This window comes from Paenibacillus sp. GD4 (genome assembly GCF_030846225.1).
Lineage (GTDB): Bacteria > Bacillota > Bacilli > Paenibacillales > NBRC-103111 > Paenibacillus_G > Paenibacillus_G silviterrae.
This window is the reverse complement of the sequence record NZ_JAVCYK010000002.1, coordinates 119,099-144,503: the sequence shown is the minus strand read 5'-3', so window position 1 is coordinate 144,503 and position 25,405 is coordinate 119,099. Positions and strand designations below refer to the sequence as shown.

17 protein-coding genes and 1 pseudogene are annotated in these 25,405 nt (G+C 51.4%); 4 read left to right on the top strand and 14 right to left on the bottom strand.

All coding sequences use genetic code 11. From position 1 onward, the window contains the following. Positions 1-51: 51 nt before the first annotated feature. Positions 52-1,467 carry a sulfatase family protein gene (locus RAC89_RS23975; protein ID WP_306616271.1) on the bottom strand — a complete coding sequence of 472 codons (1,416 nt, stop codon included), beginning with the start codon at positions 1,465-1,467 and terminating at the stop codon, positions 52-54. Between the two features lie 110 nt (positions 1,468-1,577). On the opposite strand from RAC89_RS23975, the gene RAC89_RS23970 reads away from it, so the two are divergent. Together RAC89_RS23970 and RAC89_RS23965 are read left to right on the top strand one after the other, a co-directional pair. Next, on the top strand, positions 1,578-2,354 hold the full coding sequence (locus RAC89_RS23970; RefSeq protein ID WP_306616270.1) for an AraC family transcriptional regulator: 777 nt from the start codon (positions 1,578-1,580) through the stop codon (positions 2,352-2,354). 188 nt (positions 2,355-2,542) lie between these two features. After that, entirely contained in the window at positions 2,543-3,874 is a 1,332-nt protein-coding gene (locus RAC89_RS23965) for an extracellular solute-binding protein (RefSeq protein WP_306616269.1), read from the top strand. Positions 3,875-4,031: 157 nt separating this feature from the next. Here the strand turns inward: RAC89_RS23965 and RAC89_RS23960 are convergent, their stop codons facing one another. Beyond that, positions 4,032-5,015: an SGNH/GDSL hydrolase family protein gene (locus RAC89_RS23960; protein ID WP_306616268.1), complete on the bottom strand. Its 984-nt coding sequence runs from the start codon at positions 5,013-5,015 to the stop codon at positions 4,032-4,034. A 148-nt stretch (positions 5,016-5,163) separates the two neighbouring features. After that, complete coding sequence (locus RAC89_RS23955; RefSeq protein ID WP_306616267.1) at positions 5,164-6,231, bottom strand: Gfo/Idh/MocA family protein; 1,068 nt, start codon at positions 6,229-6,231, stop codon at positions 5,164-5,166. Between the two features lie 160 nt (positions 6,232-6,391). On the opposite strand from RAC89_RS23955, the gene RAC89_RS23950 reads away from it, so the two are divergent. Then, complete coding sequence (locus RAC89_RS23950) at positions 6,392-7,534, top strand: Gfo/Idh/MocA family protein (RefSeq protein ID WP_306616266.1); 1,143 nt, start codon at positions 6,392-6,394, stop codon at positions 7,532-7,534. An 18-nt stretch (positions 7,535-7,552) separates the two neighbouring features. Here the strand turns inward: RAC89_RS23950 and RAC89_RS23945 are convergent, their stop codons facing one another. The 8 genes and pseudogenes from RAC89_RS23945 to RAC89_RS23910 form a co-directional block, all read right to left on the bottom strand. Beyond that, positions 7,553-8,437 (bottom strand): AraC family transcriptional regulator, encoded by an 885-nt coding sequence (locus RAC89_RS23945; protein ID WP_306616265.1) that lies wholly within the window; start codon positions 8,435-8,437, stop codon positions 7,553-7,555. Next, positions 8,434-9,261 (bottom strand): phosphoenolpyruvate hydrolase family protein, encoded by an 828-nt coding sequence (locus RAC89_RS23940; RefSeq protein WP_306616264.1) that lies wholly within the window; start codon positions 9,259-9,261, stop codon positions 8,434-8,436. Before RAC89_RS23940 ends, RAC89_RS23945 begins: the two co-directional genes overlap by 4 nt. Positions 9,262-9,274: 13 nt before the next feature. Continuing rightward, positions 9,275-10,496 (bottom strand): annotated as a pseudogene (locus tag RAC89_RS23935) (Tm-1-like ATP-binding domain-containing protein). A gap of 33 nt (positions 10,497-10,529) precedes the next feature. After that, a complete protein-coding gene (locus RAC89_RS23930) occupies positions 10,530-10,886 on the bottom strand; it encodes a cupin domain-containing protein (protein WP_284645448.1) in 357 nt (118 codons plus the stop codon). 217 nt (positions 10,887-11,103) lie between these two features. After that, positions 11,104-14,712 (bottom strand): fibronectin type III domain-containing protein, encoded by a 3,609-nt coding sequence (locus tag RAC89_RS23925; RefSeq protein ID WP_306616263.1) that lies wholly within the window; start codon positions 14,710-14,712, stop codon positions 11,104-11,106. A gap of 89 nt (positions 14,713-14,801) precedes the next feature. Further along, the gene (locus RAC89_RS23920; protein WP_306616262.1) at positions 14,802-15,839 is read right to left on the bottom strand and encodes a Gfo/Idh/MocA family protein; all 1,038 of its coding nucleotides are present in this window, start codon (positions 15,837-15,839) and stop codon (positions 14,802-14,804) included. A gap of 27 nt (positions 15,840-15,866) precedes the next feature. Continuing rightward, positions 15,867-16,727: a TIM barrel protein gene (locus RAC89_RS23915; protein ID WP_306616261.1), complete on the bottom strand. Its 861-nt coding sequence runs from the start codon at positions 16,725-16,727 to the stop codon at positions 15,867-15,869. A gap of 174 nt (positions 16,728-16,901) precedes the next feature. Further along, positions 16,902-18,203: an ABC transporter substrate-binding protein gene (locus tag RAC89_RS23910; protein WP_306616260.1), complete on the bottom strand. Its 1,302-nt coding sequence runs from the start codon at positions 18,201-18,203 to the stop codon at positions 16,902-16,904. 141 nt (positions 18,204-18,344) lie between these two features. On the opposite strand from RAC89_RS23910, the gene RAC89_RS23905 reads away from it, so the two are divergent. Further along, positions 18,345-19,157, top strand: a complete 813-nt coding sequence (locus RAC89_RS23905) for an AraC family transcriptional regulator (RefSeq protein WP_306616259.1) — start codon at positions 18,345-18,347, stop codon at positions 19,155-19,157. A gap of 146 nt (positions 19,158-19,303) precedes the next feature. Here RAC89_RS23905 and RAC89_RS23900 read toward each other — a convergent pair whose 3' ends face one another. The 3 genes from RAC89_RS23900 to RAC89_RS23890 all read right to left on the bottom strand — a co-directional run bounded on the left by RAC89_RS23900 (position 19,304) and on the right by RAC89_RS23890 (position 25,311). Beyond that, on the bottom strand, positions 19,304-20,917 hold the full coding sequence (locus RAC89_RS23900; protein WP_306616258.1) for a sulfatase family protein: 1,614 nt from the start codon (positions 20,915-20,917) through the stop codon (positions 19,304-19,306). Between the two features lie 113 nt (positions 20,918-21,030). After that, the gene (locus tag RAC89_RS23895) at positions 21,031-23,964 is read right to left on the bottom strand and encodes a glycoside hydrolase family 2 TIM barrel-domain containing protein (protein ID WP_306616257.1); all 2,934 of its coding nucleotides are present in this window, start codon (positions 23,962-23,964) and stop codon (positions 21,031-21,033) included. Positions 23,965-23,985: 21 nt separating this feature from the next. Continuing rightward, positions 23,986-25,311: an ABC transporter substrate-binding protein gene (locus RAC89_RS23890; RefSeq protein ID WP_306616256.1), complete on the bottom strand. Its 1,326-nt coding sequence runs from the start codon at positions 25,309-25,311 to the stop codon at positions 23,986-23,988. Between the last annotated feature and the right edge of the window lie 94 nt (positions 25,312-25,405).

The window sequence follows — 25,405 nt, the reverse complement described above, 5'->3', positions numbered from 1 at the left end:
CGAAGAAAAAGCCCCGCTTCGGGGCTTTTCCTGCTTTTGCCGACAATTGATTTACTCGATCTCTTCAACCGGCTCGTCTAAAACTGCCCGCTGAAGTGTATGCATTTCCGCTTTAAGCGCAGGTATTAACTCAGCATAAGCAGGATCTGAATATACATTATTCATTTCATGCGGATCCTTATCCAAGTCGAATAGTTCCCACTCCGGCGGGCGTTTCTCTTCAATGGACCCTGACGTTCCCAAAGCCTCTGCATAATAATAGATCAGCTTATAACGGTTTGTTCTGATGCCGTAATGGGAATATACATTGTGGTGCTCGTCCAGATGCATCCAATAACGGTAATACATCGAGGTTCGCCAATCATCCGGCTTACTTCCCTCAAAGATCGGACGCAGGCTATGTCCCTGCATTTCCTTCGAAATCGCAACCCCCGCATAATCAAGGAATGTCGACGGGAAGTCGATATTGAGCGTCATTGCCTCCGTTACCGAGCCCGGCTTAATCGCGCGCGGGTAACGAACTACGAAAGGCATACGCAAAGACTCCTCGTACATAAACCGTTTGTCATACCAGCCATGGTCCCCTAAGAAGAAGCCCTGATCCGATGTATAAACAACGATGGTATCCTCCGTCAAGCCTTCCCTGTCCAAATAATCAAGCAGTCGTCCGACATTCTCATCGATCGAAGCGACGCATCGCAAGTAGTCCTTAATATACCGCTGATATCTCCACTTTTTCTCCTCAAGTGGCGTCAGCCCTTCAGGCGGCAATCCTTTGAGGTCCACCTCGTCCACCATATCGCGATCTATTCGCATTTTTGCCTCAACGGCAGCTTGTGAGCGATTGGAATAATCGTCGTAGAATGTCTCCGGTTCCGGAATTTCGATATCCTCATACAGGTTCGCATACTTGGCCGCCGGCTCCCATGGCCGATGCGGCGCCTTATGATGGCACATCAGCATAAACGGACGATCCTTGTCGCGCTGATCCAGCCAGTTGATGCAAAAGTCCGCTGTCAGATCCGTTACATATCCAGGGTATTGCTTTCGTTCCCCCATCTCGATAAAGACGGGATCATGATAATGGCCCTGCCCTGGTACGACCGTCCAGTAGTCGAAGCCCGTCGGGTCGGCATCACCCCCGTGACCCAGATGCCACTTGCCGACTATGGCGGTCTGATATCCCTCCGCCTGCAGCAGCTTCGGATAGGTCATCTGTTTGCCGTCGAAGTCGTCGTTGATCGATTTCACACCGTTCAAGTGATTGTACTTTCCGGTGAGAATCGCCGCGCGACTCGGGGAACATATGGAGTTGGTGCAAAAGCAGTTGTCAAAGCGCATTCCCTCATTTGCAATACGATCGATGTTAGGCGTTTCGTTAATGCGGCTTCCATAACAGCTCATGGCATGGGAAGCATGATCATCGGACATGATGAACAGTATATTCGGCCTTTTGTTGGCATTCATCGTCTTCACCTCATGTCCAGTATAGACGGAAACGCTTTACAAACTCCATGTATAAAGTTACGATTACATGTATAGAACCACATTCACTTCGACAGGGGGTTCCTGTCCATATGATATATAACCTCAATGTATATTTAGACGATTTCATACCGCATTGGCACAATCGTTTGCAGCATGTACAATATCATGTTCTCGTGCTCGTAACGGACGGGAAGCTGCTCTATCGGCTGAACGATGTAACCAGGCAGGCATCGAAGGGCGATCTGGTTTTCATTCCGTCCGGCACACAGCGGGAAGCTTTCAACGACAAGGAGGTTCTTCATCAAAAGTATGCCGTCACCTTCACTTGCTCACCCGAGCTGAGCCTGCCGTTAATCAAAAAAACGGAGCCGCAATTTATACGGGTCCGCATGTTCGATTATTATCGAGAGCGTTTCATTTCTCTCCACCGACAGTCTATGGAGCGTAGGGAATATTACAACACAATCCAGACGGGTATTCTTCTTGAAATGCTTGGTAACGCGTGCCGTGAGCTTGAAGCTCCTCCATTGCCGAAGCGCCGTGCGGATCACGTGGACAAGCTGGAGCATCACATTTCCCAGAATTACCGCAAGCCTCTTGTACTGCAAGAGCTCGCTGAGCTTATAGGTCGGTCTCCAAACTATACTTTAACGCTGTTCAAGGAAGCGGTAGGCCAGACGCCGTTAGAATACCAGCACCGATTGCGTATCGCCTCCGCCATGGAGATGCTTCAGAATACAACGTTGACCGTCACTTTCATCGCTCATCACTTAGGCTATTACGATACCTCCTATTTTCACAAAATGTTTCGCAAGTATACAGGCATGTCACCGACCGCATATGCGGCACGCGACAGAAGACTGTAGGAATCCCGACCACCGATACCATTCCCCTTGCGACTTTTTTCCCCGTGAAATCAAAGCGAAGAACACAAAACAATTCTTAAGATATAAGTCAATAGCCCGCCAATTTGTGCATGTTGAAAGCGCTTTGAAATCGTTATAATTCAAGGTGTAATGTGCTAATTGACCTATCTGACTTAGGGGGGAAGACAATGGGACGCATCGTATCACTGCTGCTTCTGACGTCACTTCTTACCGTAGCCGGCTGCTCCGTCTCGAAACCGGCAGAGCCGGAGCCAAGCGCAAAAGAGCCGGACGTGGCTCAGCTGACAAAGGACCCGGTGACGCTTAACTTTTACCGTTATTTCACGGGCCTTACTGACGACGAGTTTGCTAAATACATTGTCGAGCCGGTGAAATTGAAGTTTCCCAATGTCACGTTGAACTTCGTCAAAGGGGAAACGACCGGGAATATGTCACCGGAAAATATATTGTCCACCGGCAATGCACCGGACATTATTTTTACAAGCAATTTTTCATTGATGCATTTCCGCACCCTGCAATACCCTATTCCCCTTGATCCGGAGATGAAACGCTCGAATTTGGATTTGGCTAAGTTTGATCCGGTGGTTATCGATGCTTTGCGCAAATATGGCGACAATGGGGAGATTTATGCTTTACCCTTTACAATGAACCTCGGCGTGCTTTTCTACAATAAAGACATTTTCGACCGGTTCGGCGTACCTTATCCGAAAGAATCGTCCACATGGGAGGATATTTTGGAATTGTCCAAAAAGCTGACCCGGACGGACGGTGGGGTGCAGTATCGTGGAGTTGTGCTTCCGGGCCTGAACGTGCTCGCCGACCAGAGATCGGTTCCCTATGCTGACGCCAAGACCAAAAAGTCGACAGCCACGACCCATGACCAGTGGCCCAAGATCATGCAGCTCATGAAGCAATTTTATGAAATTCCGGGCGTGCTTGATTCCACCGGTAAAGTGCCTCCGCTAAACCGCGGCTTTGTAGAGGAGCGCACAACGGCCATGTGGCCGCAATGGGATGTAAATGCCTTTGGTATTTTAGCGGATCTCGAGAAAAAAGGTGCACCGATCAACTGGGATATGACAACTCAGCCTAGCCATAAGGAGCTTCCGGGGGTTGGACGCCGCGTAGACTTTCAAATCATGATGGTTTCCCAAGCAAGCAAAAATCAGCAGCTTGCGTTCGAAGTAATCAAGCATTTGTCAACGTATGAGCCGTTGCATACTGAAATGACGAAAAACGCGAAAATGACCGTGCTTGGCAGCGAAGAAATTCGGAAGCAGTTCGGGAGCAACTTGTCCCTGCTGAAAGGGAAAAACGTGGCCTCCATCCTGAAGACGAAGCCGGCCCCGCTCGCTCCGGTTACCCCTTATGACTCGGCTTTATCGAGCGAAATGAATACTGCGTTTAATGAGGTAGCAAGCGGGGCGAAGGACATCAACACAGCACTGATGAGAGCGCAGGAATCCGCCGACAAAAAAATCGTGGAAATCGGCAGGTAACCCAGTTCAAATAAAAGTAACCCTCAGCCACCGTAGAGTCCGATGAAGAATCGGGCTCCTTTTTTGTTGTCAACGCAACGCGCAAAAAAATGAAAGCATTCTACACAGTTGCCCGAAAGGCCACAACATAGAATGCTTCCGTTTATCATATAGAGGATTACAACGTATTATGGATTTGTTTGTATAAATTCAATGCCATATGAGCGAATCCCTCATCGGTAGGATGAGTGCCGTCGGCAAATAGTCTCCCGCAATGAGCGACAAGGCTTTCCCCGTCGATTACATGGATGGAAGGGTGATCGGCACAAATCTCCTTTATCGTTTGGACAAGCTCATCGAAAGTGCCGAGCGGCTTTCTTTCATTTCTGATGCTGCGCCATATAGGTGTCATGACGAATATGCGGGCATAGGAATAGTGCCGGCTGACGGCATCGATGTATGCGGAACATTGGTAACGAAATTGAGCCATCGTTTCATAGCGGACCCAATCATTCGTCCCGTAAGCAACGGTCACGATTTGTGGCTTAAAAGGCAAATTCTCGTCCAAACTGTCGGCGTTGAATATGTACCCTCCAACGCCTTGATTGAGCAGCGGCATTTCGAGCGCTCGCGCCAGAAGTGCCGGATACGTGCTGGACGGATGTTTGGCATCCATTCCTTGTGTGATTGAGTCTCCGAGACATAACAAGCCGCCATGTGCTTGACCGATAGGCTCGCACAGGGCGTTCGGCGACAATTGAAACGAATGGAATACAATTTCCGCATTATGCGGCAGATCGATGCAAATTTGTTTCATTCCGACTCTGTTCCCGATTATCTCATAGCTGAACGAGCCTTCCGGCTGCTCCGGGTTGTCTTCTCCGATTTCCGCCACCCATCTGCCATCCACCCAAATATCGAAATACAAATATTTCCGGGCACCTCCTTTCCTGACGTAATCAAAGCGAATATATTCGCTATCGGTCCGCATCTCCAGCCGGCATCCTGCCAGACAACGGCTCCGCAGACTCTGCGCTTCTTTCTGTGCATATACGCCTAGCTGCCGTTCCGTAAACCGAACCGGGGCAACACCTTCCTCCGTTTCCGCCACACTCAAGCAGCCGGTAAAAAGTGATTTGAGCCGTTGCAAATCTTCGGTCATTTGCTATTTTCCCTCCTATTTAACGGTTCCAAATAATGTCATCTACCATTTCATTCGGAATCCGATTCACTTTGGAAACATCCTCCATATTGTAGCATATTTATTGCAGTAAACAGGCTTGGGTTTCGCCCCAAGCCTGTCTGCCGTTCTATCGGACGGCCGTCCGGTGCAGATGCTCCGCCAGAAATGCCTGAACATCCACAATTTGCTTTGTCAAGCCGCTTTGAATGGCCGCAAATTGCAATCCTGTGCTTTGAATGTTGTCGTCAATGCTGTTAGCCGGCTCCGGCCCGCCCTGCACCCATTCCATAAATTCTTTCATGATAAGCCGGTGGCTCCAGCTATCTCCCTCTAACAGCGGAACGGGCCGGTTGATTTTCTGTGCCGGATCGAGGTCGCTGCGCAGTGTAATTTCCCGGTGGTTCAGCTCAAGCGTCGCCAGCTCGCATTCCGCCCGGAAGTAATCGCGGGTCCAGTTGTTCAGAGCAGTGGCATTCGTCTTGGAGCCTTCAAAAAAGGCGCGTACCCCATTCTCCATTTCCATTTGAATCAGCGCTGTCGCATGCTCCTTGAACGGCGCCCAATCGGGGTTCCATGACTGAGTATAGACGGTTTTGGCATTAGCTCCGGATAGTGTCCGAATAATATCAAAGTGATGAATCACCGAGGAGATTAAAAAGTTTTGATGCGCGTATTCCTTCAGGTTGTTCACAGCATGCCGGTTATTCGCGGTAAACCGCCCGATCAAGTAATGTAGCTTGCCGTAATCTCCGGATTTGATTAAAGCCTCCAGCGATTTTTTGTCCTGGTCGTAACGGTGACTCATGCTGATCGCCATCTTTTTCCCGGATTGCTTCACCTTATGATAAACTCTGCAGCTCGACTCCATATCTTCGGCAATGGGCTTCTCCATCAAGATATGGCAGTTGAATTCGAGTGCCAAGTCGACCGCGTACTCATGAGCAAATGGAGGTACTACAATATTGACGAAATCACACGGATTCTCCTGCAGCGCCTGCCGTAGGTCCGTATAACACTGCTTGGGATCAAAGTTTAAGGCTTCAATGACATTGGTATGAGCCTCCGGATTGATATCCACAGCAGCAACAAGCTCCGCAGCCTGCAATTCATTTACGGCATAGGGCAGCACGTTCTTGCACCAGTTGGATCCGAAGCCTCCGGTACCGACATGGATAAATTTCAGCTTTCGCGCCATCACAGACACTCCGATCTTAATATGAATTTGTTTCCCCGCCAATGCGGAGCAGCACTTATCTGAACAAAGTACAGCTTTTCTGAGGTTTTCTTCATTCACATACCTCTCTTATTCCATGATAATAGAAACGAGAACTTTATTCACGAAGGAGATGAAACATATGTCCACCCCATTACCTCGAAAATTGCGCGTCGCCGTTGTCGGCTTACGGTTCGGCGGAGCGTTCGCTCCCATCTATCACGCTCATCCGGACGTTGAGTACGTAGCGATCTGCGATTCGGACCGCGAGAAGCTGGATCAATACGGCGAGAAATTCGGATTCGAGCGAAGATACACTGATCTTGCGGATATTCTCCGTTCCGACGAGTATGACGCGGTTCACCTCGTCACGCCGATTCATGCGCATGCGCAGCAAACACTGGATGTGCTTAATTCCGGCAAGCATTGCGCTTGTACCGTGCCGATGGCTACATCCATTGAAGAGTTGAAGCAAATCGTCGAGGCGCAGAAGCGCAATAACCGAAACTATATGATGATGGAGACGGCCGTTTATACGTACCAATTCCTTCTGGCCAAACAGATGCAGGCGAACGGTGAGTTCGGACGCATTCAGTTTCTTCGCGGTGCCCATTACCAGGACATGGAGAATTGGCCCGAGTATTGGAAAGGTCTCCCGCCGATGCATTACGCCACCCATGCCGTCTCTCCTCTGCTCGCCATTGCGGAAGCCCGCGCAACGAAGGTACACTGCTTCGGATCCGGTGTGATGAAGGAGTCGCACGTTCAGCAATACGGAAACCCATTCCCGGTCGAAACAGCAATTTTTCAGCTTGATCGGGACAGATTGAGCGCTGAGGTCACCCGCACGTTGTTCGAGACGGCAAGAAGCTATATGGAAAGCTTCAATATCTACGGCGAGAAAGCCTCCATGGAATGGCATATGGAGAATGATCCCCAAGTGCTGTTCCGAATGGGCTTGAAGGAGCCCGGCAAGCCGAGACCGATCAGCATCGAGCGAATCTCCCCGCCGTCCAGACCCGACCTGCTGCCACCGGAGCTTGCCTACTACATCACGCATCAGGCGGAAGTGGACCCGAACAATCCTCACCAATCGGTGCTGCAGGGCAACGGTCACCACGGCTCGCACCCGCATCTGGTACACGAATTTATCCGCAGTATCGTTGAGGAGCGCAAGCCTTCGATCGACGCCGTTACTGCGGCCAATTGGACGGCCGCCGGCATTTGCGCGCATGAATCCGCCATGAACGGCGGGAAAGAAGTGATGATCCCGTCCTTTGAATGACGGCTTCGGCTGAAGCGGCTAATTGCGGTAAATGTTCCGAATGTATTCGGATGGCGCTTCGCCCATTACCTTCTTAAATACTCTGCTAAAATAATAAGGACTCTTGAAACCGACTCGATCGCTGACCTCCGAGATATTGAGCAAGGTGTTCTTGAGCAGCTCCGCCGCGTGGTGAATCCGTAAACGTTCATGGTACTTGAAGATGCTCGTGCCTACGCGAGCCTTGAACATCGTGCTTATATAACGGTAATTCAACTGAAACTGGCCGGCGATCCGGTCGGTTTCGAGTTCCTCCGTACAATTCTCCTCTAAATGTCTGATCAGTCGCCGAATGAGGAGATCCGACTTACTGCCCGTCGGCGTCTCCCGCGATGCACGAAGCATATCGAGAAAAATATCCATCGTGCCCATAGTGATGTGAAGATGATTGTAGTATCGGGAAGAGCTGTACGCGTCGTACAGCTCTTTGATTTTGCGATACATGTAGGGTAAGTTCCGGACTTGTGTCCGTTTCGGGAGCTCCAGAGTGAAGTCGTAATGCTCCGGCATAAATACCGTATAGGAAGGTGACATGAGCCAGTTCTCCAGGTCCCCTATCCCCGCTTCCATTAAGTCCTCCGAAGTCGGATGCGAATCATAAAAATGAATCCAGAATGTCGAGGTTCCCGGCAGCGTCCCGGCACCGCCCCAATGATGAATTCCCCGTTTCAGGAACAATGCGTCGCCTTCCCGTAAAATATATTCCGTCCCGTCCTCAACGACCTGCATCTGCCCATGGATGACATAGATGAACACGTGATAATCAAGCAGACGGTCGGGATGTGTCCAGCCTTCCTGGGTATGCGTAAATCCAATGTTCCGCACAAGCGGATACCCTGTACCCCGAATCCGGATTTCATTCATATTGAAATCGATTTGAAGGACCGCACTTGGCCGCTGATCGCAACCTCGGTCGGCAGCCGCTCGATGCTGGATGCACCGAAGAATCCGGCGACTCCGCGGGTCCGCTGCAGCACATAGGCGGCATCCTCCGGCTCAGAGATCGGCCCGCCATGGCAGAGGACAATGACGTCCGGGTTGACCGCCTTACCCGCGTCATGGATGCGCTGCACAAGCTCGGCCGCTTCATCCAGCGTCAGTGCCGTATGCGCCCCTATGCTGCCTTTCGTGGTAAGCCCGACATGGGCGACGAGAATGTCCGCGCCGGCCTCAGCCATTTTGCGTGCGTCCTCCTCATTGAACACGTACGGGGAGGTCAGCATATCGAGCTCATGCGCCTTGCGGATCATATCCACCTCAAGGTCGTAGCCCATGCCGGTTTCCTCCAGATTTTGACGGAACACGCCATCGCACAAGCCCACTGTGGGGAAGTTCTGAACGCCGGAGAATCCCATCCGCTTCAGCTCCGGCAAAAATACGTCCATCCGCCGGAACGGATCGGTGCCGCATACCCCGGCAAGCACTGGTGTGTCCTCCACGATGGTTAATACCTCGCTGCCCATTTCGACGACGATCTGATTGGCGTCGCCGTAGGGCATCAGGCCGGCGAGGGAGCCGCGACCGGCCATCCGGTACCGTCCCGAGTTGTAAATAATAATCAGATCGATGCCGCCCGCTTCCGCGCATTTCGCAGACAAGCCGGTTCCGGCTCCCCCGCCGATGATCGGCTTGTTCCGATCGATCTGCTCGCGTAATCGCGCAATCGCATCCGTTCTGGAAATTGGCATTCTCATCACCCACTTATTTATCGTATAAAGTTAAAAATTGCGAGGCGATCGTATCGGCTACCGCTGGATGGTTTAGATCGTCCTGTGTTTCGATTAAAGGAATGGCCGGATCGAGCTCCGACCTTAACCCTTCAAAAAGCGCCTTACGTTCCTCGATCCCGTCGAACGCCTTGCCGCTCATATCGAGCAGAGAAACGCCGCCGTGCGGAAATAAGACGATGGTACGACCGGCATTAAGGTTCAGTTTCCGGGCCAATCGTCTTCCCAGCTCCCGGTTCTCCTCTACCGTTGTCCGCATCAGTGTGGTCGTCGGATTGTGCTGGTAGAACGTCCGTCCCTGGAACTGAGCCGGTACCGTTCCCGGTGGTCCGAAGTTAACCATATCGAGCGCTCCGACGGACACAACCTGAGGGATGCCTCTCTCGGCTGCTGCCAGGAGCCGGTCCGGCCCGGCGCTGAAGACGCCCCCGACCAAATCGTCAGCCAGCTCTGTCGTTGTGATGTCGAGTACGCCTTGAATAAAGCCGGCTCGGATCAATTCCTCCATGGCCATACCGCCAGCGCCTGTTGCGTGGAACACGAGAATTTCGAAGCCCTTCGCCTCAAGCGCCTCCCTCACCTTCGTACAGCAGGGTGTCGTGACCCCGAACATCGTCATGCCGAGCATCGGTTTCGCTTTCTGCATGGCCGCCGCCTTTTCCCCTTGTCGGCCCCGGATCATGCCGATCAGCGCATAAGCCGCGTTGCTCAGTATCCTCATCGACAAGGAGTTGAGGCCCGCGATGTCGATGACCGAGTACATCATCATGATATCTTTCTCGCCCACGTACGGCCTAGTATTACCGGAGGCTATCGTGGACACAAGCAGCTTCGGAATACCGACGGGCGACGCCTGCATTGCGGAAGCGCTTACTGTAGTGCCGGCAGTGCCCCCCATGCCAAACAGCGCTCCGACCTCCTCCTCCGCTACCAATCGTTTGACGATCTGCGCAGTGCCCGCCGTCATTGCCGCAACCGCTTTGCCTCGATCCTTTTTCCCGCAGCTCGTCAAGCGAAGCTCCACCCTCAGCAGCAACCTCGGCGCTTGAAATATCAGGGGTAAAGGCCGGTTCTTCCAGAATTCCCGTATTGATCACCAGCGTCTCTACGCCGGCTTGCATAAGGATGTCTTTGACAAATGCGAATTCAGCGCCCTTGGTATCCAAGGCTCCGATCAATAGCGCTTTCTTAGCCATAGGTTATCATCCTTTACATAGAATAAGAGCAGTCTATTCACCGATTGTTTGGCGATCCGGAGCCGAGTACATAATCATCATGCGGCAGGGCTCCCAGCTAGTCACCGTGGCGTTGTGTGGTACGCCGCGCGGGATCCGCAGCATCATCCCCGGCTCCAGATGGAACGTTTCGTCTCCTAACGTATGATTGCACTCCCCGGAAAGCACGAAGATGTACTCTTCGCAGTTCGGATGAATATGCCTTGGGTTCGTATCCCCCGCATTGATGTACACCATACCGAAGGTCATCTCACAATCGGGATCGATTTCCTGTCCGCACAGCCATTGAATCTTCCCCCATTCCATATCCAATACATGCTGCTGCTTCCGTAAATCGGTTATTGTCGCCATCGTAGATCCTCCTTATTTCTTTCACCCATATTAATTATAGTTCAACATAGTTGAATGTCAATACAATTTACGATTGTTAATTCAACTTCAGATCATCCCTCCTTCTGATTCCCTCATGGTCCCACGACACCCGCTTATAAAGGAAAAGATGCAGTCTCCTTACCCTATAGAAAGGAGACTGCACCTGATTTAAGTGGAATTTTTCAGAGGCTTTCGTTTACTTGTTACCGTTACCGTTGTTGCCGTTATTGTACTTTTCCTTTTCCTTGTCCTTATTATTGTCTTTTTCCTTATCGCCGTCCCTGTTGTTGCCGCCGCCAACGGATAAGGTCGTGACCGTGACCGACGGCCCGGATGTGCTCCAATTACCCGAAGCATCCCCTGCCTGAACGGTAAAGGTATAACCCGTGCGGACATCCAGTGACGGAATCTTGTAGCTGGTAACATTGTCCAAAGCAGCTATCAGCGTAGTTCCTTGGTAGACTTTATAGCCGGCAATCCCTGCATTGTCGCTTGCCCCGCTCCAGTTCAGTGTCACGCTAGTCTGATCGACATGGGTTGGGGTCAAGCTTCCATTGGTCCATACCGGTGCGAGGGTATCAATCATTACGATTTTACTCGGACCGTTAGTGCTCCAGTTACCGGCCGCATCTCCGGCTTCAATCTGGAAGGTATATGAAGTATTGGCGGTCAGTCCCGTTACATCATAGGTACCTCCATAGGTTGTTCCAACTACGGTAGCCAGCTCCACACCATTTTGAAGCACCTTATAACCTGTTACCCCTACATTATCGGAGGCCCCGCTCCATGCTAGGCTTACGCCGTTGCCCGTTACATTCGATGACGTCAAATTTGCATTGGTCCACGCCGGTGCAAGGGTATCGACAAATACCGTGCGACTAGGACCGCTCGTGCTCCAGTTACCGGCCGCATCTCTAGCCTCAATCCGGAAGGTATATGGAATATTGGCGGTCAGTCCGTTTACATGATAAGTACCTCCATAGGTCGTTGCAACTACGGTACCCAGCTCCACACCATTTTGAAGCACCTTGTAGCCTGATACCCCTACATTATCGGAGGCTCCGCTCCAAGATAAAGTTACCCCGCTGCCGGTGACATTCGATGCTGTCAAATTGCCGTTAGTCCAGATTGGTGCCGTGGTTTCATCATAGAAGCCGTCTGACGGTGTACCCAGCTTATACATGACAGGTCTTGTATCGGATGGTACCGGGTCGGAATCTACCTTAATCGGCCAGAACAGGTCATATCGCGCTTGGACTAAATTTAAGCCGTTTTTTGCATTATTTCTGACCGTAACCTGATCGTTCAAGTTCGTAATCAGCAAATTCGTCGAGTTGGTCGCCTTGTAAAATACACCTTTTTTATTCGGATCGATAGGGTTCGGAATTGTTGTGTTGTTAATATTCGCTGTAATATCGTTCGAGTACTGGTAAGCGGCGCCGCCGCTGCCACTATGTCCGAAGACCCTGACGTTGTTGGAATCGCTAATATCCAGATAGGTGTTGTTATCCTCGGTTTTGTTCCCGTACAAGGTAACATTCTGGCTATTGCTGACTTCTATTGTCGCGCTGCTCTTAATATACTCCCAGTTCGCAGCGTAAATAGACAGCGGGCTCGTCGTCCCCCGGACAGCCATTACTCTCATAGCGGATGGTACAAGAGCTGCCAGGAAGAGCTGGTTATACACGTTATAAATTTTACCTCCGCCATTCCCGGTAATCAGCAGCGTAGGATATTCATAAAGAGACGTTTTCATTCCGTATGCCGCAGCATTATCCGAGCCGATAAAGCCGTAGGTACGGGTCGGCTCAATCTGGACGGTGCGCATGATCGAGCTGCTGCCGGATTGCCACTTGATGGAATAAAGCGGATAGCTGCCCTCGAAGGTGCTTGGTACCTCCTTGGTAGGCGTGATCGTGATATCGCTGATCACGGTGTAGGCGTTCTTATCGTCCGCTGTCTCCACCATCGGCTTTGGACCGGAGCCCCAATTCGGAATATCGAATACATCGGTTATGATATAAGAATAGGCCGAAGCGAGACCGAACAGCTTGGTATTTGGTTTCAGCTTTAATGTGTCGGTGATTCTGTAGTAGCCCTTAGGGAGGAATACGTACTCATTTGCATCAATGGCCGCCTGGAGTGCTGCGGTGTCGTCGGTTTTTCCGTCCCCTGTCACACCGTATACTGCCTTTACATCGACAAGACCCGGTGTTTCAAAGCTCGGAATTTGTCCCGGCAGCCATCCGTGCCTCACCTGCAAATCCGAAGGCGGGGCGATATCATGGGCTGTCGAGCCAAGATATGTATTTCCCTGATTGACTTTATCGATGTATACAACGTTCTTCCAATTCACTTTCGGCGCCGTTGCGCCTGCATTCGTCCAAGATTCATCTTTGCCATACGCAAATTCTTTGACATGGAACCATCCGTCCGGATTGGCATCCACCTGGGCGTTGAAATCGGAAGCATCAATCACTTTGGAAACATTTTTGAAGTATACATTATTCAGATATAAGCCTTTGGGCAAGTAGCTTGAAAGAGCCGGTACTTCGGCGCTGCTGACTACGTTATTGTTTGGCCAGGCGACATTATCGATCGCTTTGGTATTTTCCGTTGAGCCTGCAATAGCAGGTCCATTGTAGGAACGGGTATAGGTGATCTCGGCGTCAATGATACTCTGCGAACCGAAAAAAGGCTGCCCCCTGTATCCTTTGATGATCGCAGGCCCTTCATAGTCGGCTATAATTTTCAAGCCCGTAACGGTAGCGGAGCCTCCGTTGCCTGCGAGCCATGCTGCATGAGTCTGGTTCTGCAGCGTCATATTTTGAATGGATTGAAGTAAGATGGTAGTTAGTCTGGAATCATAACCGAACTTCCCGCCGGTTACGGTGATATTGGTCCAGCTGCCCCCATTCCCCGCTCCGCCCATGATGCCGACCAGACCGCCGGTAGCATTAATGTTCACATCGCTGATGACACCGCCCTGGGCCGTTGCCGCGTGAATGCCGATGGCTCCCGGGTTATTACCGGTCACGACGTTAATATGGTCGATCGTAATATTGCCTTCTTTATCGGCAGCATGCTTGCCGCCCCATTCAATCGTGACTTCCTTGGTGTTCTTGTTTGTCGTGATTTCAGGCTGATAATAATGCAAAACCGCCTTCGCATTCAGCGGATCATCAAAGGTAGCCGCATTGTCCTTCAATTTGATGGTGGTGCCGTTTCCTAGTCGAGAACCGAGCAGCACGGTAGGCATTTCATTTTTGTTAGCTATGGTGTCTATAAAGTTTTTGGTACGTGCTGAAATTCCCGTTTGGAGCAGTAAAGTATCGGACACCAGATAAGTCCCGGAGGGCAAAAATACGGCCAGTTGATGTTTCTTGCCATAGTCGAGTGCGCTTTGCAATAGTTCTGTCACATCTGTCGTCCCGGTGTTATCGACATGGAACGGTCCCGCCGTTACGTCGAGGATCCCGAGCTTAGCCAGGGTCTGATTTCCCAGCTCAGGGTGGGGGCTAATATCGATGCCCTCAGTGACAGGTGCATACGGAGTCGGCGGCTGCCCGGGAAGCGAACCCCATGGAATGGGGATAAATTCCTTACCGCTTGTCACATCCACCCCTCTTTCAGCCAGCTTTTGGAGATAATTGTCTTTCGTTAAGCCGTCGTAGCTAAAAGTCTGCGCGTCCCGGTGAGTCGGTAGAACCACTTTGGCGCTTACTGGGGTCAGCCCCATCGTCACAGCCATCATTGAAGACAGAATGATAGCTGTCATTTTCTTTGATACACGTCTGATCATCATACCTTGCTTATCCTCCCTTTTTTTGATGAATAAGATATGGTATAAATGGATGGCCGTTTGACACCAACCATGCATTTTTCACCTTGTACTTATTGGATTTCAATGGTCGCTCCGTTTGAAATTAGCGCGGCCTCGTAAACTTTCATTAGTTCGAGTGTAAATTCCAGCGACCCTCTCTCCACTGGTTTATCATCCAACAGGCAACGGCAGAAGTAATGCAGCTCGCCATAAACTCCTTGGGTGAACAACGCTTTATTTTCGAGTGTTGCCATACAGTTTTGCGGCTCCCAAACGATAGCGCCGGACTCCAGACCAGCCGGTACGTAGCTGGTAGTCTTGCCGTATTCGAATGGAATGCCCCGCTGAAGCGTTACCTTCAAGCAGTTATCAATGCCAAGGTGCCAATTGCTCCCGTAGAAATGGTAAAATTCTATGGGCTGAGGCCCGGAGGCAAGCTGTAAGGTTCCTGTCACCCCGTTTGCAAAGTCAAGGAGTACGCAGCCATATCCATTCGCCCCGACATGCGTGGTTACGGCCGATACGGTGCCGCCGACGGCCATCATCAGGGACAACGGGTGACAGCCGTTACCTAGCCAGTTTTGGAACCGCCGATGCTCCAGCACCTCCCTCCCGTTCTTCGGCATACACATGGGATACGACGCTAACATCGAGTTCAGTTTCCCGAACTCCGGTATCCGGCATACCTCCATCGCTTTCTCAGCGGACGGCATAAACACTTTCTTGAAGCCCACCATAGCCCTTGTTTGTTTCCTGTTCTCAAGCATGGCTTCAACCTCGTGAACACGGATAGCCGCCGGTTTTTCCATCCACACGTTCACACCTGCATGAAACGCTTCGATCGCAAGCTCAGGATGCTTGTAAGGGGAAACGACTAGGAAAACGGCGTCCAACTGCTCTTTCTCATACATATACTTCGTTTCGGTGTACCAGGCGCATTGGCCGTATTGCTTTGCCGTTAAGGCTGCCAGTTCGCCATTCAAGTCACAAACGGCGACGAGCTCCACCGGAAGATAGGTCAGCGCCGGCAAAATGTTACGGTAGCTGTGTGAGCCTAAACCGACTACCGCTACCTTCAGCTTTTTATCCGCATCGCGTTGATAAGTCAACAGGTGCCCCTCGCTTTCGTCACTATGTCATTCCCCTAGAATCACAGACCGGATATAATCAAGATCACGCTGAAACATCCGGCTGTAGTCGTAGCACTCCAGTTTACCTCCGTGTGATGGGTTCAGGCAGATGACCGGACTGACTCCGTCCCGTACAACCTCCAGCGTCATCTCAGCCACCGGCCAAGAGGCGTCCTCAAGCGTTGATTTCCACAGGAGACGACCGTCTTCCCCGGCCCGGCCCCCTTTAAGATGAAAGTAGCCTATCAACGGCTTTAATGTCCGGTATACGTCTAGCGTCGGAAAGGTGCCCATCTGCCATAAATTTTGTACATCATAGGTAAAATAGACGGAATCGGGGCGATTCAGGATTTCAAAGAATTCTATGATTTCCTGCGGATGGGAGAAAATATTGCGCTCACATTCATTCTCGATAGTCACCCCAAATCCCTCATCACTAAGTCGATCGACCGCATCCCGCAGCATCGGGAAAAACCAGGCGAACTCACTCTTCATGCGCCCGATGCTGTCCGTAAGGGTGCCGATACGTTCTATCTTAGGAGACAACAGGCGGATGACCGTTGGGCGAAGAATACGGGCGATCTTGATCGTTTGTTCGATTTGCGAGAGGTGAGTGTCCCGGAAATAGTTCTCCCCGCGCTCCAGATCGTCATGGAACAAGCTCGTTGACATGCAATGGACAGTGAGCTCTCTTTCCTTGATGGCCAGGGCTGCTCTTTCCGCATCTTCTTCCGATAGCTCAAGCAACGACTTCCCCCATATACGGTCCTTCAAATCAAGAACTTCGATCCCCCAAGCCGCCTGAGTATCCAGTGATTGGATAAAATCGGGACTTGCCATTGCGTTCAGCATGGTTAGTTTCGTCATGGAACCGTCTCCTCATCACATGATATTCAATATTTTTAAATGTAATTCAAATGATTTGAATGCCCTCTTCTCCAAAGAAACGATACGCCGATATACGCCTCGTCTCTCTGAAGCATTCTGTCTTTCGGCTTGCGCGGTTTCAGCCGCAACCGGCCGCCCTTCATTGCACCTCGGTTATTTCGCCAATTGTTCAACGGCTTTATTGATTTGTTCCTCCGCTTGGCGAAGGGCCGTATTGACATCCAAGTTTTGCTTGATCATGTTCTGAAAAGCGCTGCGAAGCTGTTTGGCCCCTTCCGCCTCATACTTGGAAACGCTCGGCGATTTGGCGGCCTGCAGCATGAACAGTGCGTCCAAGTGTTTGCCTTTAAACCCGGGGAGACCCGTACCGAATTGCTTTCTTGCTTCGGGAGAATTCAATGCGGGCGCTCTGCCAATAGCCGACAGCTGCTTTTGAACGTCCTCGGACAACCATAATTTGACCAATTGGAACGCCTCTTCCTTCTGCGTGCTTAATGATGTCACCGAGAATGCGCGTCCACCGAGTGCCAAACTTGTTGTAGGCGCCTCCTTCGTTACGGGATAAGTGACCAAATCCCAATTCAATCCGTGAGCAGAGTCGTACCCGTCCGGACCGAGCCCGGCGTGCATCGCCAAGTCTTTCGTTTTGGAAAATGACTCACGTGCCGCTGCCGCCCACTTCAACTGGTTATTGCCTGGAATATCGTAAATTTGCTTCATCATCGTAAAGAGCCGATTCCAGCCCTCCGTGTTTACGGAAGCTTTGTTCGTTTTGGGATCCACGATGGTTAGGCCCGTTTGTCCCGATACCCGGTCTATCATATCCGGCTCCAATCCGCGGTATTGAACGCCGTCCTCCGTTCTCGTCAAGACTCTCGCAAGCTCATAGACTTGATCCCATGTCATATTATCCTTCGGATAAGGAACGCCGAAGCGGTCGAATATATCCTTATTGTAGTACAAGGCCGCCGTATCCAGAGCATAAGGGATCGCCGTTACATCCGGATTTCCGTCCACATGCTGCGCCAAATCCATCCGAACCGGCTCGAGGAGACCAAGATCGACTTGATTCGCCTTAGACAATTCGGAATGATCGAAGGCGATTCCCGTGTCCCTTAGCGGAATGAGAAAGCTGCTGCCAAGTCCGACAATCATGATATCCGGCTTCATTCCTTTGGCCAGCACCGTTACCTCGTAATCGCCGCCAGGGCCAAGCGCAACCTTTTCCAAAGTCACCTGGGGAAATTTCATTTTCGCCGCCTTGCTAAGGATCGTCTCATATTCATTATCGGCAAAGGGAGGCACTGCAATGGTAATTGTCATCGGTTTGTCCATGTTTACAGCCGAGCTTCCTTGATCAGACGGACTGCCTGGCGCTGCCCCGTCATATCCGCAAGCGGTTACAAGAGAGAGTGCCAGCATGGAGGATATTCCGGAGGTTATCCATTTTTTCAATTGTGTTGCCCCCTATTCTATCGTTATACTAATGATTATAAGTACGTTCAACCGTTCCCAACATACACAGGATTCCGAGCACTTGACTTATTTCGCAGATTTTCATTCGGTAAGGAAAATTCGGCCATTGAGGTGATGGACATGATAGGTCATTCGTTGTCGGTAATCGCCGTTGACTACGCTCGGCATACCAAGCCCTTCATTAATGACAAAAGCTCGCTCAATCGCCACTGCTACCTGGTTCGGCTTCAGATTAAAGGCAAATGCCGGGTTTCCATTCGCGGGAAGGAATACGATTTGGGGCCTGGCGATATGGTATTTTCCATTCCGAATCAGGGCTATGTGCTGGACATCGGAGGAGTCGATCAGCCGATTGACAGCGCGGATTACTATTTGATCTGCGACGGTCCTTGGATAAAGCAATGGTGGGAAGAATCAAGCCTACCTGATGTAGCGAATATTGAGCTGGACGAAGGTCTTCTCTTTATATGGAGAAAGCTCATCATGGAGAAGAGGAACGTGCATGAGAACAATTCCGAGATGCTGGAAACGTTGCTGAAATTATTCTTTCTGTCTCTGGGTCGTCTGCTGAAGGACAGTAAAGCCATATCGCCCCGGAGCCGCACTTATATTTCTTACCAAATCAAGACGTATATCGAAAGACATGCGACAAAGCCTCTAACATTACCGCACATTGCAGCACATCACAACGTCAGCGTTTCTACCGCATCCCAGCTGTTCAAGCAATCCTTCGGACAAACGATTATGTCCTACGTGCTGGAGGTGCGTCTGTCCATTGCAACGCAGCGCATTATGATCGGCGGAATGAAGCTGGAGGATATAGCTGAATATGCCGGCTTTCAAAGCTATCCGTACTTTTGCCGGACGTTCCGAACCCGTTACGGAGTATCCCCAAGCCAATTCCGCGGGCACGATCCCTATAACCGATCGTGACCTGCCCGATCCCCATGCTTAGGCAGTAGCGCTTCCATTATGTCGAAAAAAAAAACGGCCCGTCATGCTTCGGCAAGGACAGGCCGTTTTTCGTTTGATTCATGTTCCGCTTCGAAAGGCTTCGAAAGGCTCACATAAGGAAGGAATTACTCGGTAACCGTAAACGTCGCCGCTCTTTCCTCGCTGGTCTTGTAGCCGATACGACAAGCCTTCACCCTGACAGTCGTCGATCCTGCGTTACAACGAATAGGTCCGGTGTAGAGCTTCCACCGGGCTTTCTCGCCGCTCTCGGTCGTATAGGCAATGGAAGCGCCTTGTGTTGAGCAATAGAGCTGAATCATGAGAGGCCCACGGAAAGTGCCTCCTTCCGTTGTCGCTTCGATTCCCGGGCATTCTGCGGTTATCGGCACGAATATAGGTGCTGCAGTATGAGGCTGGAAGCCGCCTGGCCAGAAGCGTTCGACCATTTGCTCCTCAGACATATCCCCATATTCGTCATATTGCTTGCGCCATTCGTCCAAAGCGTGCCGCAGCTCTAGCAGCTGATCCCTATGGCCGGGATCAGTCGCCAGGTTATTCAACTCGAACGGGTCACTCACCGTATCATACAATTCCTCAACCGGTCTTTTTCCAAACATGATGTTTTGTACGCCTTCCAGCTTACCTTCCAAATGAAGGCGCCACATCTCCTGTTGGATCGGATGCTGATTATTATAAGAGATCCATATCAAGTAGGGCTGATTGGGATCATAATGCCGGATATATTTGTATCTTGTATTTCGAACGGCGCGAATCATATCATAGGCTTGATCATACCGGTCCCGCGTTGCATAAATGTAGTCTCTTTGCCTTGCATGATCGCCCAGAAACGGTTGACCCTGCATATGGCAAGGCACCTCCAGGCCAGCCAACGACAGCACTGTCGGCCCCAAGTCGATTAGGCTTACCAATTGATCCGAGACGGTTTGCGGGCGGATCCGCCCGGGCCAGCATACAATAAGCGGAACACGGATACCCGCATCGTACGGCCAACGCTTCGCTCGGGGAAGTCCTTCGCCATGATCGCTCCATAAGAAGACGATCGTATTATCGGCTAATCCGTCTTCCTCCAGCTGCCCCAGAAGCCGGCCGACAATTTGATCCGAATCTGCGATATTGTCGTAATGTCGAGCAAGTGCCTCACGGGATTTTCTCGTATTCGGAAGATACGGCGGCAGCGTCACTTCCTCGGGATCGGTTTCCAGCGCATGTCTTTCTTTCTCCGGCCACATTGCGCTTTCATGGGTCAAGATCGGGTTAAACACGGAGAAAAACGGCTGCCCTTCCTCCCGATTACGCCAATGAGCATCATCGCCAAGTTCATCCCATGCCGTTACCGGCGCTTCAAATTGGTAATCGGTTTTTTTGTTATTTGTGCAATAATACCCGGCTGCCCGCAAATATTCGGTAAACGTCTTGACGTAATGTGGAACTACCGCATGATAAGGCGTCGGCAGTTCGGGAGCGCAAGTCTCCGTATGGGTCGTTCTCATATGATGGGTGCCGATTGAGGTCTGGTACATTCCCGTGATGATAGCCGAACGGCTGGGAGCGCATACTCCGGCAGTTGCAAAGGCTAAAGGAAATCTCATCCCTTCGGCAGCAAGTCTATCGATATTGGGCGTCCTTGCTAATCGATCCCCGTAACATCCGAATCGCGGGCTTGTGTCCTCCAATGAAATCCATAATATATTCGGCCGATCTTGCGTATGATTGTTCAATTATGCAGCCTCCAGCAAAAGTATCCGAAATTTTCCGTTCCCCGTTATCTCGGCTTCCTAATATTAACTGCCACTTAGGGCTGTCATCCGGATTTCGGATGGCAGCGGCCGCATTAGCGGGTAATATCTCCTTTCCATCTCGCCAAGTGAATCGGTTCGTTGTCCTGCGACAGCATCAGCAATCGCCGGCCTTCCCCGGATTCCAAAGCGAGTGGTTGAACCGTGCCGTCCGCCCAGCGAATTTCTCCTCGCCCTGCATCCTCCGATCCCTCGCTGAGTTCGTACCACCATGTTCCGGCAAGCTCTGCTTTCGGAGATCCGTGAAAAAGGAATACGTCGCCATTATTCATCAATAGGAAGCGCGTCCCGTTACCTAGCCATACGCCGCATACCTTAGGCGATTGCGGACGGTCACGAAACGGCGGGATGTACTCGCGCCGGTTGCCGTGAGACGTATCTACGGCGGCAGCCTGCTCCCCTTTGACAAATGTCGTCTCCAATTCAAACACAACCCTATCTCGATCGACCACGACGGCACGAACTGTGCAGGATTCATCAATATGAAGAGACCCTTCATATACAGCAGATGCCGCGGTCGGCTTGGTGCCGTCCGTAGTGTAGTAGATGTCATAGGATTTAGCGGAAAGCGCGCCCCGAAGCGCAATGCTGTCCACCGATATGGACACCGTCGTCTCGTTCAGGAAAATCCGTTCGCCGACAATGGCCGCTGCCGTAATTTCAATATCCCCGCTCTCCAGGGTAGAGCGATAGAGCCCCATTCCAAGTCCGAAAAAGGCTGCCCGCGAGGGTGATTTCGCAGGCGTCACATCGATGATGTCTCCGTTCTCGGAGCCTAGGAACTCGACCGGTCCGGTCGACGCCAAATGTACGGTATTGTCGCCGTATGGGACAAGTCGTCCCTTGCTGTCCACAATTTCAAACGATACCTGTGCCAAATCCCGACCATCCGTATTCAGATCGGTCGTGTCCGTACTCAGCTTGATTGCAGCCGGACGGTCCGCGGTCTCGAACCGCTTTCGCGCAGCAGCATGCCCGTCACGATAAGCGATCGCTTCGATGGAACCCGGCACGTAGCCGACATCCCACGAAATGTACATATCTTCGCCCATCGGTTTCCTTCCGAGGGAACAACCGTTAACGATCAGCTCGGCTTCTTCGCAGTTCGTATAGACCCACACCGGAATAACCTTGCCTTCCATTCCCGGATGGGTCCAATGCGGAAGCAGATGAACCATCGGCTTCGTCGTAAACTGGCTCTGGTAGAAGTAGTAATGATCCTTCGGAAAGTTAGCCAGGTCGATAACCCCCGCGCTGTTACTCCGCGCCGGATACTGCCGCGTCTCCCCTAAATAATCGAAACCGGTCCAGCGGAATTCGCCCACCAGATACGGATATTTTTTCACAAAATCCCAAGAATGGCGTGCGGAAGCTCGAACACCGCAGTTGTCATACGATGAGCTGTAATGTATTGACGCATTAGTGAATAGTTCCTCTTCTGTCAAGTTCGGGATCTCGATCCTGGGTTGGTCTTTGTCCCTCCACCACGTTTGGGTACGATAAAACCCGCGTGTATGCAGCGTATGCGGCGCTTCTGTAGCCAGCATGACCCGGTCCGGGTAGTTGAGATGATCCGACTCATATACAAAGCAGGCACCGCCTCCATCGTTATATCCGGCGATATCCAGTACGCCGCGGTTTTCATCCATTGCTTCCCCTACGAAGTTTATGCCGCAGGTGACTGGACGAGTCGGTTCAAGCCGGTGTACGAAATCCTGAAGCATGACCGTAGTCTCTACCTTCTGCTCCCTGATTTCGTTCCCGATGCTCCACATCATGATAGACGGATGGTTGCGGTCCCGGCGAATCATATCGCCAAGATCCTTTTCCCACCACTCATCAAAGTATAACGAGTAGTCATATGGAATTTTGGGAGTATTCCAGCCGTCAAACGCCTCATCGATGACCATTAGTCCGATAGCGTCACACAGGTCGTAAAAGGCCGGCTCAAACGGATTGTGGGACGTTCTCACGGCGTTGCAGCCCATCTCCTTCAGCATGCGGAGCCGCTTCTCCCAAAGCTTCTCCGGCACGGCCGCCCCGACCGGCCCGCCGTCGTCGTGCAAGCAGACTCCTTGAAGCAGCATGGATACTCCGTTTAGCTTGAAGCCGGCTTCCGCAGAAAACTCAAAATAACGTATGCCGAAGGTGGTGATATAATCGTCGATGCGATGACCGTTCTCCCGAATTTCGCTTTGCAGGGAGTACAAATCTGGGTGTTCCGGCGACCACAAAGCCGGGTTGGTTACCGTCACGGACTGTTGTACCGGCAGGACGGCACCCGCTTCGACCGTAAATTCCGAGCTGGCTTCAGCCACACCTAGGCCCTCCGGGTTCAGAAACCGCGACACCAGCGTTAAGGTGCGGGCCCGGTCCGAACGGTTGACAATTTCCGTTCGGACCGATACGGCCGCATGTCGTTCGTCGACTTGCGGCGTTGTGATATAGGTGCCCCAATGAGCGACGTGCACATCCTCGGTTACGGTGAGCCAGGTATGGCGATAAATTCCCGCTCCGGTATACCAGCGTGAGCTAGGGCTGAGCGAGTTATCGACACGAACCGAGATGACGTTGCGGTCCGGCACAAGGTATGGCGTCAGATCGTACTCGAATCCCAAATATCCATACGGGCGGCGGCCCAAATGATGGCCGTTTATATAGACGTCGCTATTCATGTACACGCCTTCGAATTCGAGGTACAGCCTTTTGTCCTGAAGCCCCGGAGTCAGCAGGAACGTTTTGCGGTACCAGCCGATTCCCCCCGGCAAATAAGCGCCGAATTTACCGGTCGGATTGTCCGGATGATAGTCGCATTCGATGCTCCAGTCGTGCGGTAGATCCAGCATTCTCCAGCTTGAATCGTCAAACTGAGGGGCCGAGGCTTCGGGGATATCCGTAAGACGGAAAGACCAATCTTCATCGAACGATAAGCGACGGCGAGGCCCGGTACGAATAGATGGGGTGTGCATGGTAAACCTCCTAACGATACATTATTGCTTCTTGTTCTGCTTATCCAGCTTGGCGGCTTCGACCGCTTTGGTCACTTCCTCCTGAATCCGGCGCAGCACCGTATTCTGGTCCTCATTTTTGCTGAGGTACGTCTGGAAATTGCGGTTCATAATCGGTCCTCTTGCGAGGCTGTCATATTGATTATAAGGATGGGTATCCAGCATCTTCACGGCGAAAATCGCTTTCAGGTTTTTCTCCTTCAACATCGGGAACGCTTGCCCGAACACCTGTTGTGTTTGCTCAAGCTTCAAGACCGGCAGCGTCGCCGCCCTTTTGGCAAGGTCCAGCTGCATCTCCGGATCGGTTGACATTGCCTGCGCAGCCTTGAACGCTTGATCCAGCACCTTGCTCGTTTTGTTAATGACAAGGACGTTGCCGTCGGTTTCGGCGCTGAACCCTCTCTTCTCGCTATAGCTCGGATAAGAGACGATATCCCAATTGACTCCTGCGTTAAACTGAGGATCGGCCAATCTCGTCATACTGCTTCCGTAGGAAGGTAGCATCGCTATATTTTTATCGGTGATAAAGTTAGGGAAGATGCTGCCCAGGTTAGGCACCGGCTCGTTGCCCGGGATCGTATAGAAGTCTTTCGCAAGCTTAAATACCCTAGCCCAGCTATCCGTCACCAAATTGACCTTATCGGAATTCGGCTCGAAGTAAGGGAGTGCCAGTCCGCTGCCCATCAGGCTGACTTGACCCGGCTGCAGTCCCTTATACTGGATGCCCCCGTCGAGACGGGTCAACGTTTTGGCCAGATCGTACATCTCCTCCCAGGTCATATTGTCCTTCGGATACGCAATGCCGAAACGGTCGAAAATGTCTTTGTTGTAGAACGTTACATAGTAGTTTAGCCACATAGGAACTGCATACATTTCACCGTTGGAGCCGTACGCCTTAACCATGCTCTGTGCAGTAGACTCATAGACATTCCAATCCAAATTGTGTTTCTTCGACATATCCCGGACATCCAACGGGAAATCGACGGCGAGCAAGTCACTGAGACCCCTTACTCCAGTCAAAAAGATGTCCGGCGCCCTATCGGAAACGATCAAATCCTGAAGCGTTGTGTTTTGCGGCATTACATCGTATTCAAACGTAATGTGCGGGTATTTTTTCTTCATGGGCTCGCTGACATATTTCTCAAATTCACTCTTGTCGTACCCGCCCTGGTAGCGCATCATGCGGATGGTGACCGGCTCCTGCGGCGCATCGTTCTTCTGGGCTGCAGGTTCTTCTTTGCTGCATGCGGTTAAAACGGTGGTCAACACCAGGACTGATGCCATTGCCTTCATCGCTGTGCTTTTCATAGAAATCCCCCTAATAATCATGATTGATGTATGTTTTACGAAACCCGGCCGATGGTTGCTGTCTATCCGGGGTCTCGTTTAACATCGATCGTCA

Coding starts and splice junctions, on each gene's coding strand:
- RAC89_RS23975 (WP_306616271.1), bottom strand. CDS start 1,467: ATGAATGCCAACAAAAGGCCGAATATACTGTTCATCATGTCCGATGAT.
- RAC89_RS23970 (WP_306616270.1), top strand. CDS start 1,578: ATGATATATAACCTCAATGTATATTTAGACGATTTCATACCGCATTGG.
- RAC89_RS23965 (WP_306616269.1), top strand. CDS start 2,543: ATGGGACGCATCGTATCACTGCTGCTTCTGACGTCACTTCTTACCGTA.
- RAC89_RS23960 (WP_306616268.1), bottom strand. CDS start 5,015: ATGACCGAAGATTTGCAACGGCTCAAATCACTTTTTACCGGCTGCTTG.
- RAC89_RS23955 (WP_306616267.1), bottom strand. CDS start 6,231: ATGGCGCGAAAGCTGAAATTTATCCATGTCGGTACCGGAGGCTTCGGA.
- RAC89_RS23950 (WP_306616266.1), top strand. CDS start 6,392: ATGTCCACCCCATTACCTCGAAAATTGCGCGTCGCCGTTGTCGGCTTA.
- RAC89_RS23945 (WP_306616265.1), bottom strand. CDS start 8,437: ATGAATGAAATCCGGATTCGGGGTACAGGGTATCCGCTTGTGCGGAAC.
- RAC89_RS23940 (WP_306616264.1), bottom strand. CDS start 9,261: ATGCCAATTTCCAGAACGGATGCGATTGCGCGATTACGCGAGCAGATC.
- RAC89_RS23930 (WP_284645448.1), bottom strand. CDS start 10,886: ATGGCGACAATAACCGATTTACGGAAGCAGCAGCATGTATTGGATATG.
- RAC89_RS23925 (WP_306616263.1), bottom strand. CDS start 14,712: ATGATGATCAGACGTGTATCAAAGAAAATGACAGCTATCATTCTGTCT.
- RAC89_RS23915 (WP_306616261.1), bottom strand. CDS start 16,727: ATGACGAAACTAACCATGCTGAACGCAATGGCAAGTCCCGATTTTATC.
- RAC89_RS23905 (WP_306616259.1), top strand. CDS start 18,345: ATGATAGGTCATTCGTTGTCGGTAATCGCCGTTGACTACGCTCGGCAT.
- RAC89_RS23895 (WP_306616257.1), bottom strand. CDS start 23,964: ATGCACACCCCATCTATTCGTACCGGGCCTCGCCGTCGCTTATCGTTC.
- RAC89_RS23890 (WP_306616256.1), bottom strand. CDS start 25,311: ATGAAAAGCACAGCGATGAAGGCAATGGCATCAGTCCTGGTGTTGACC.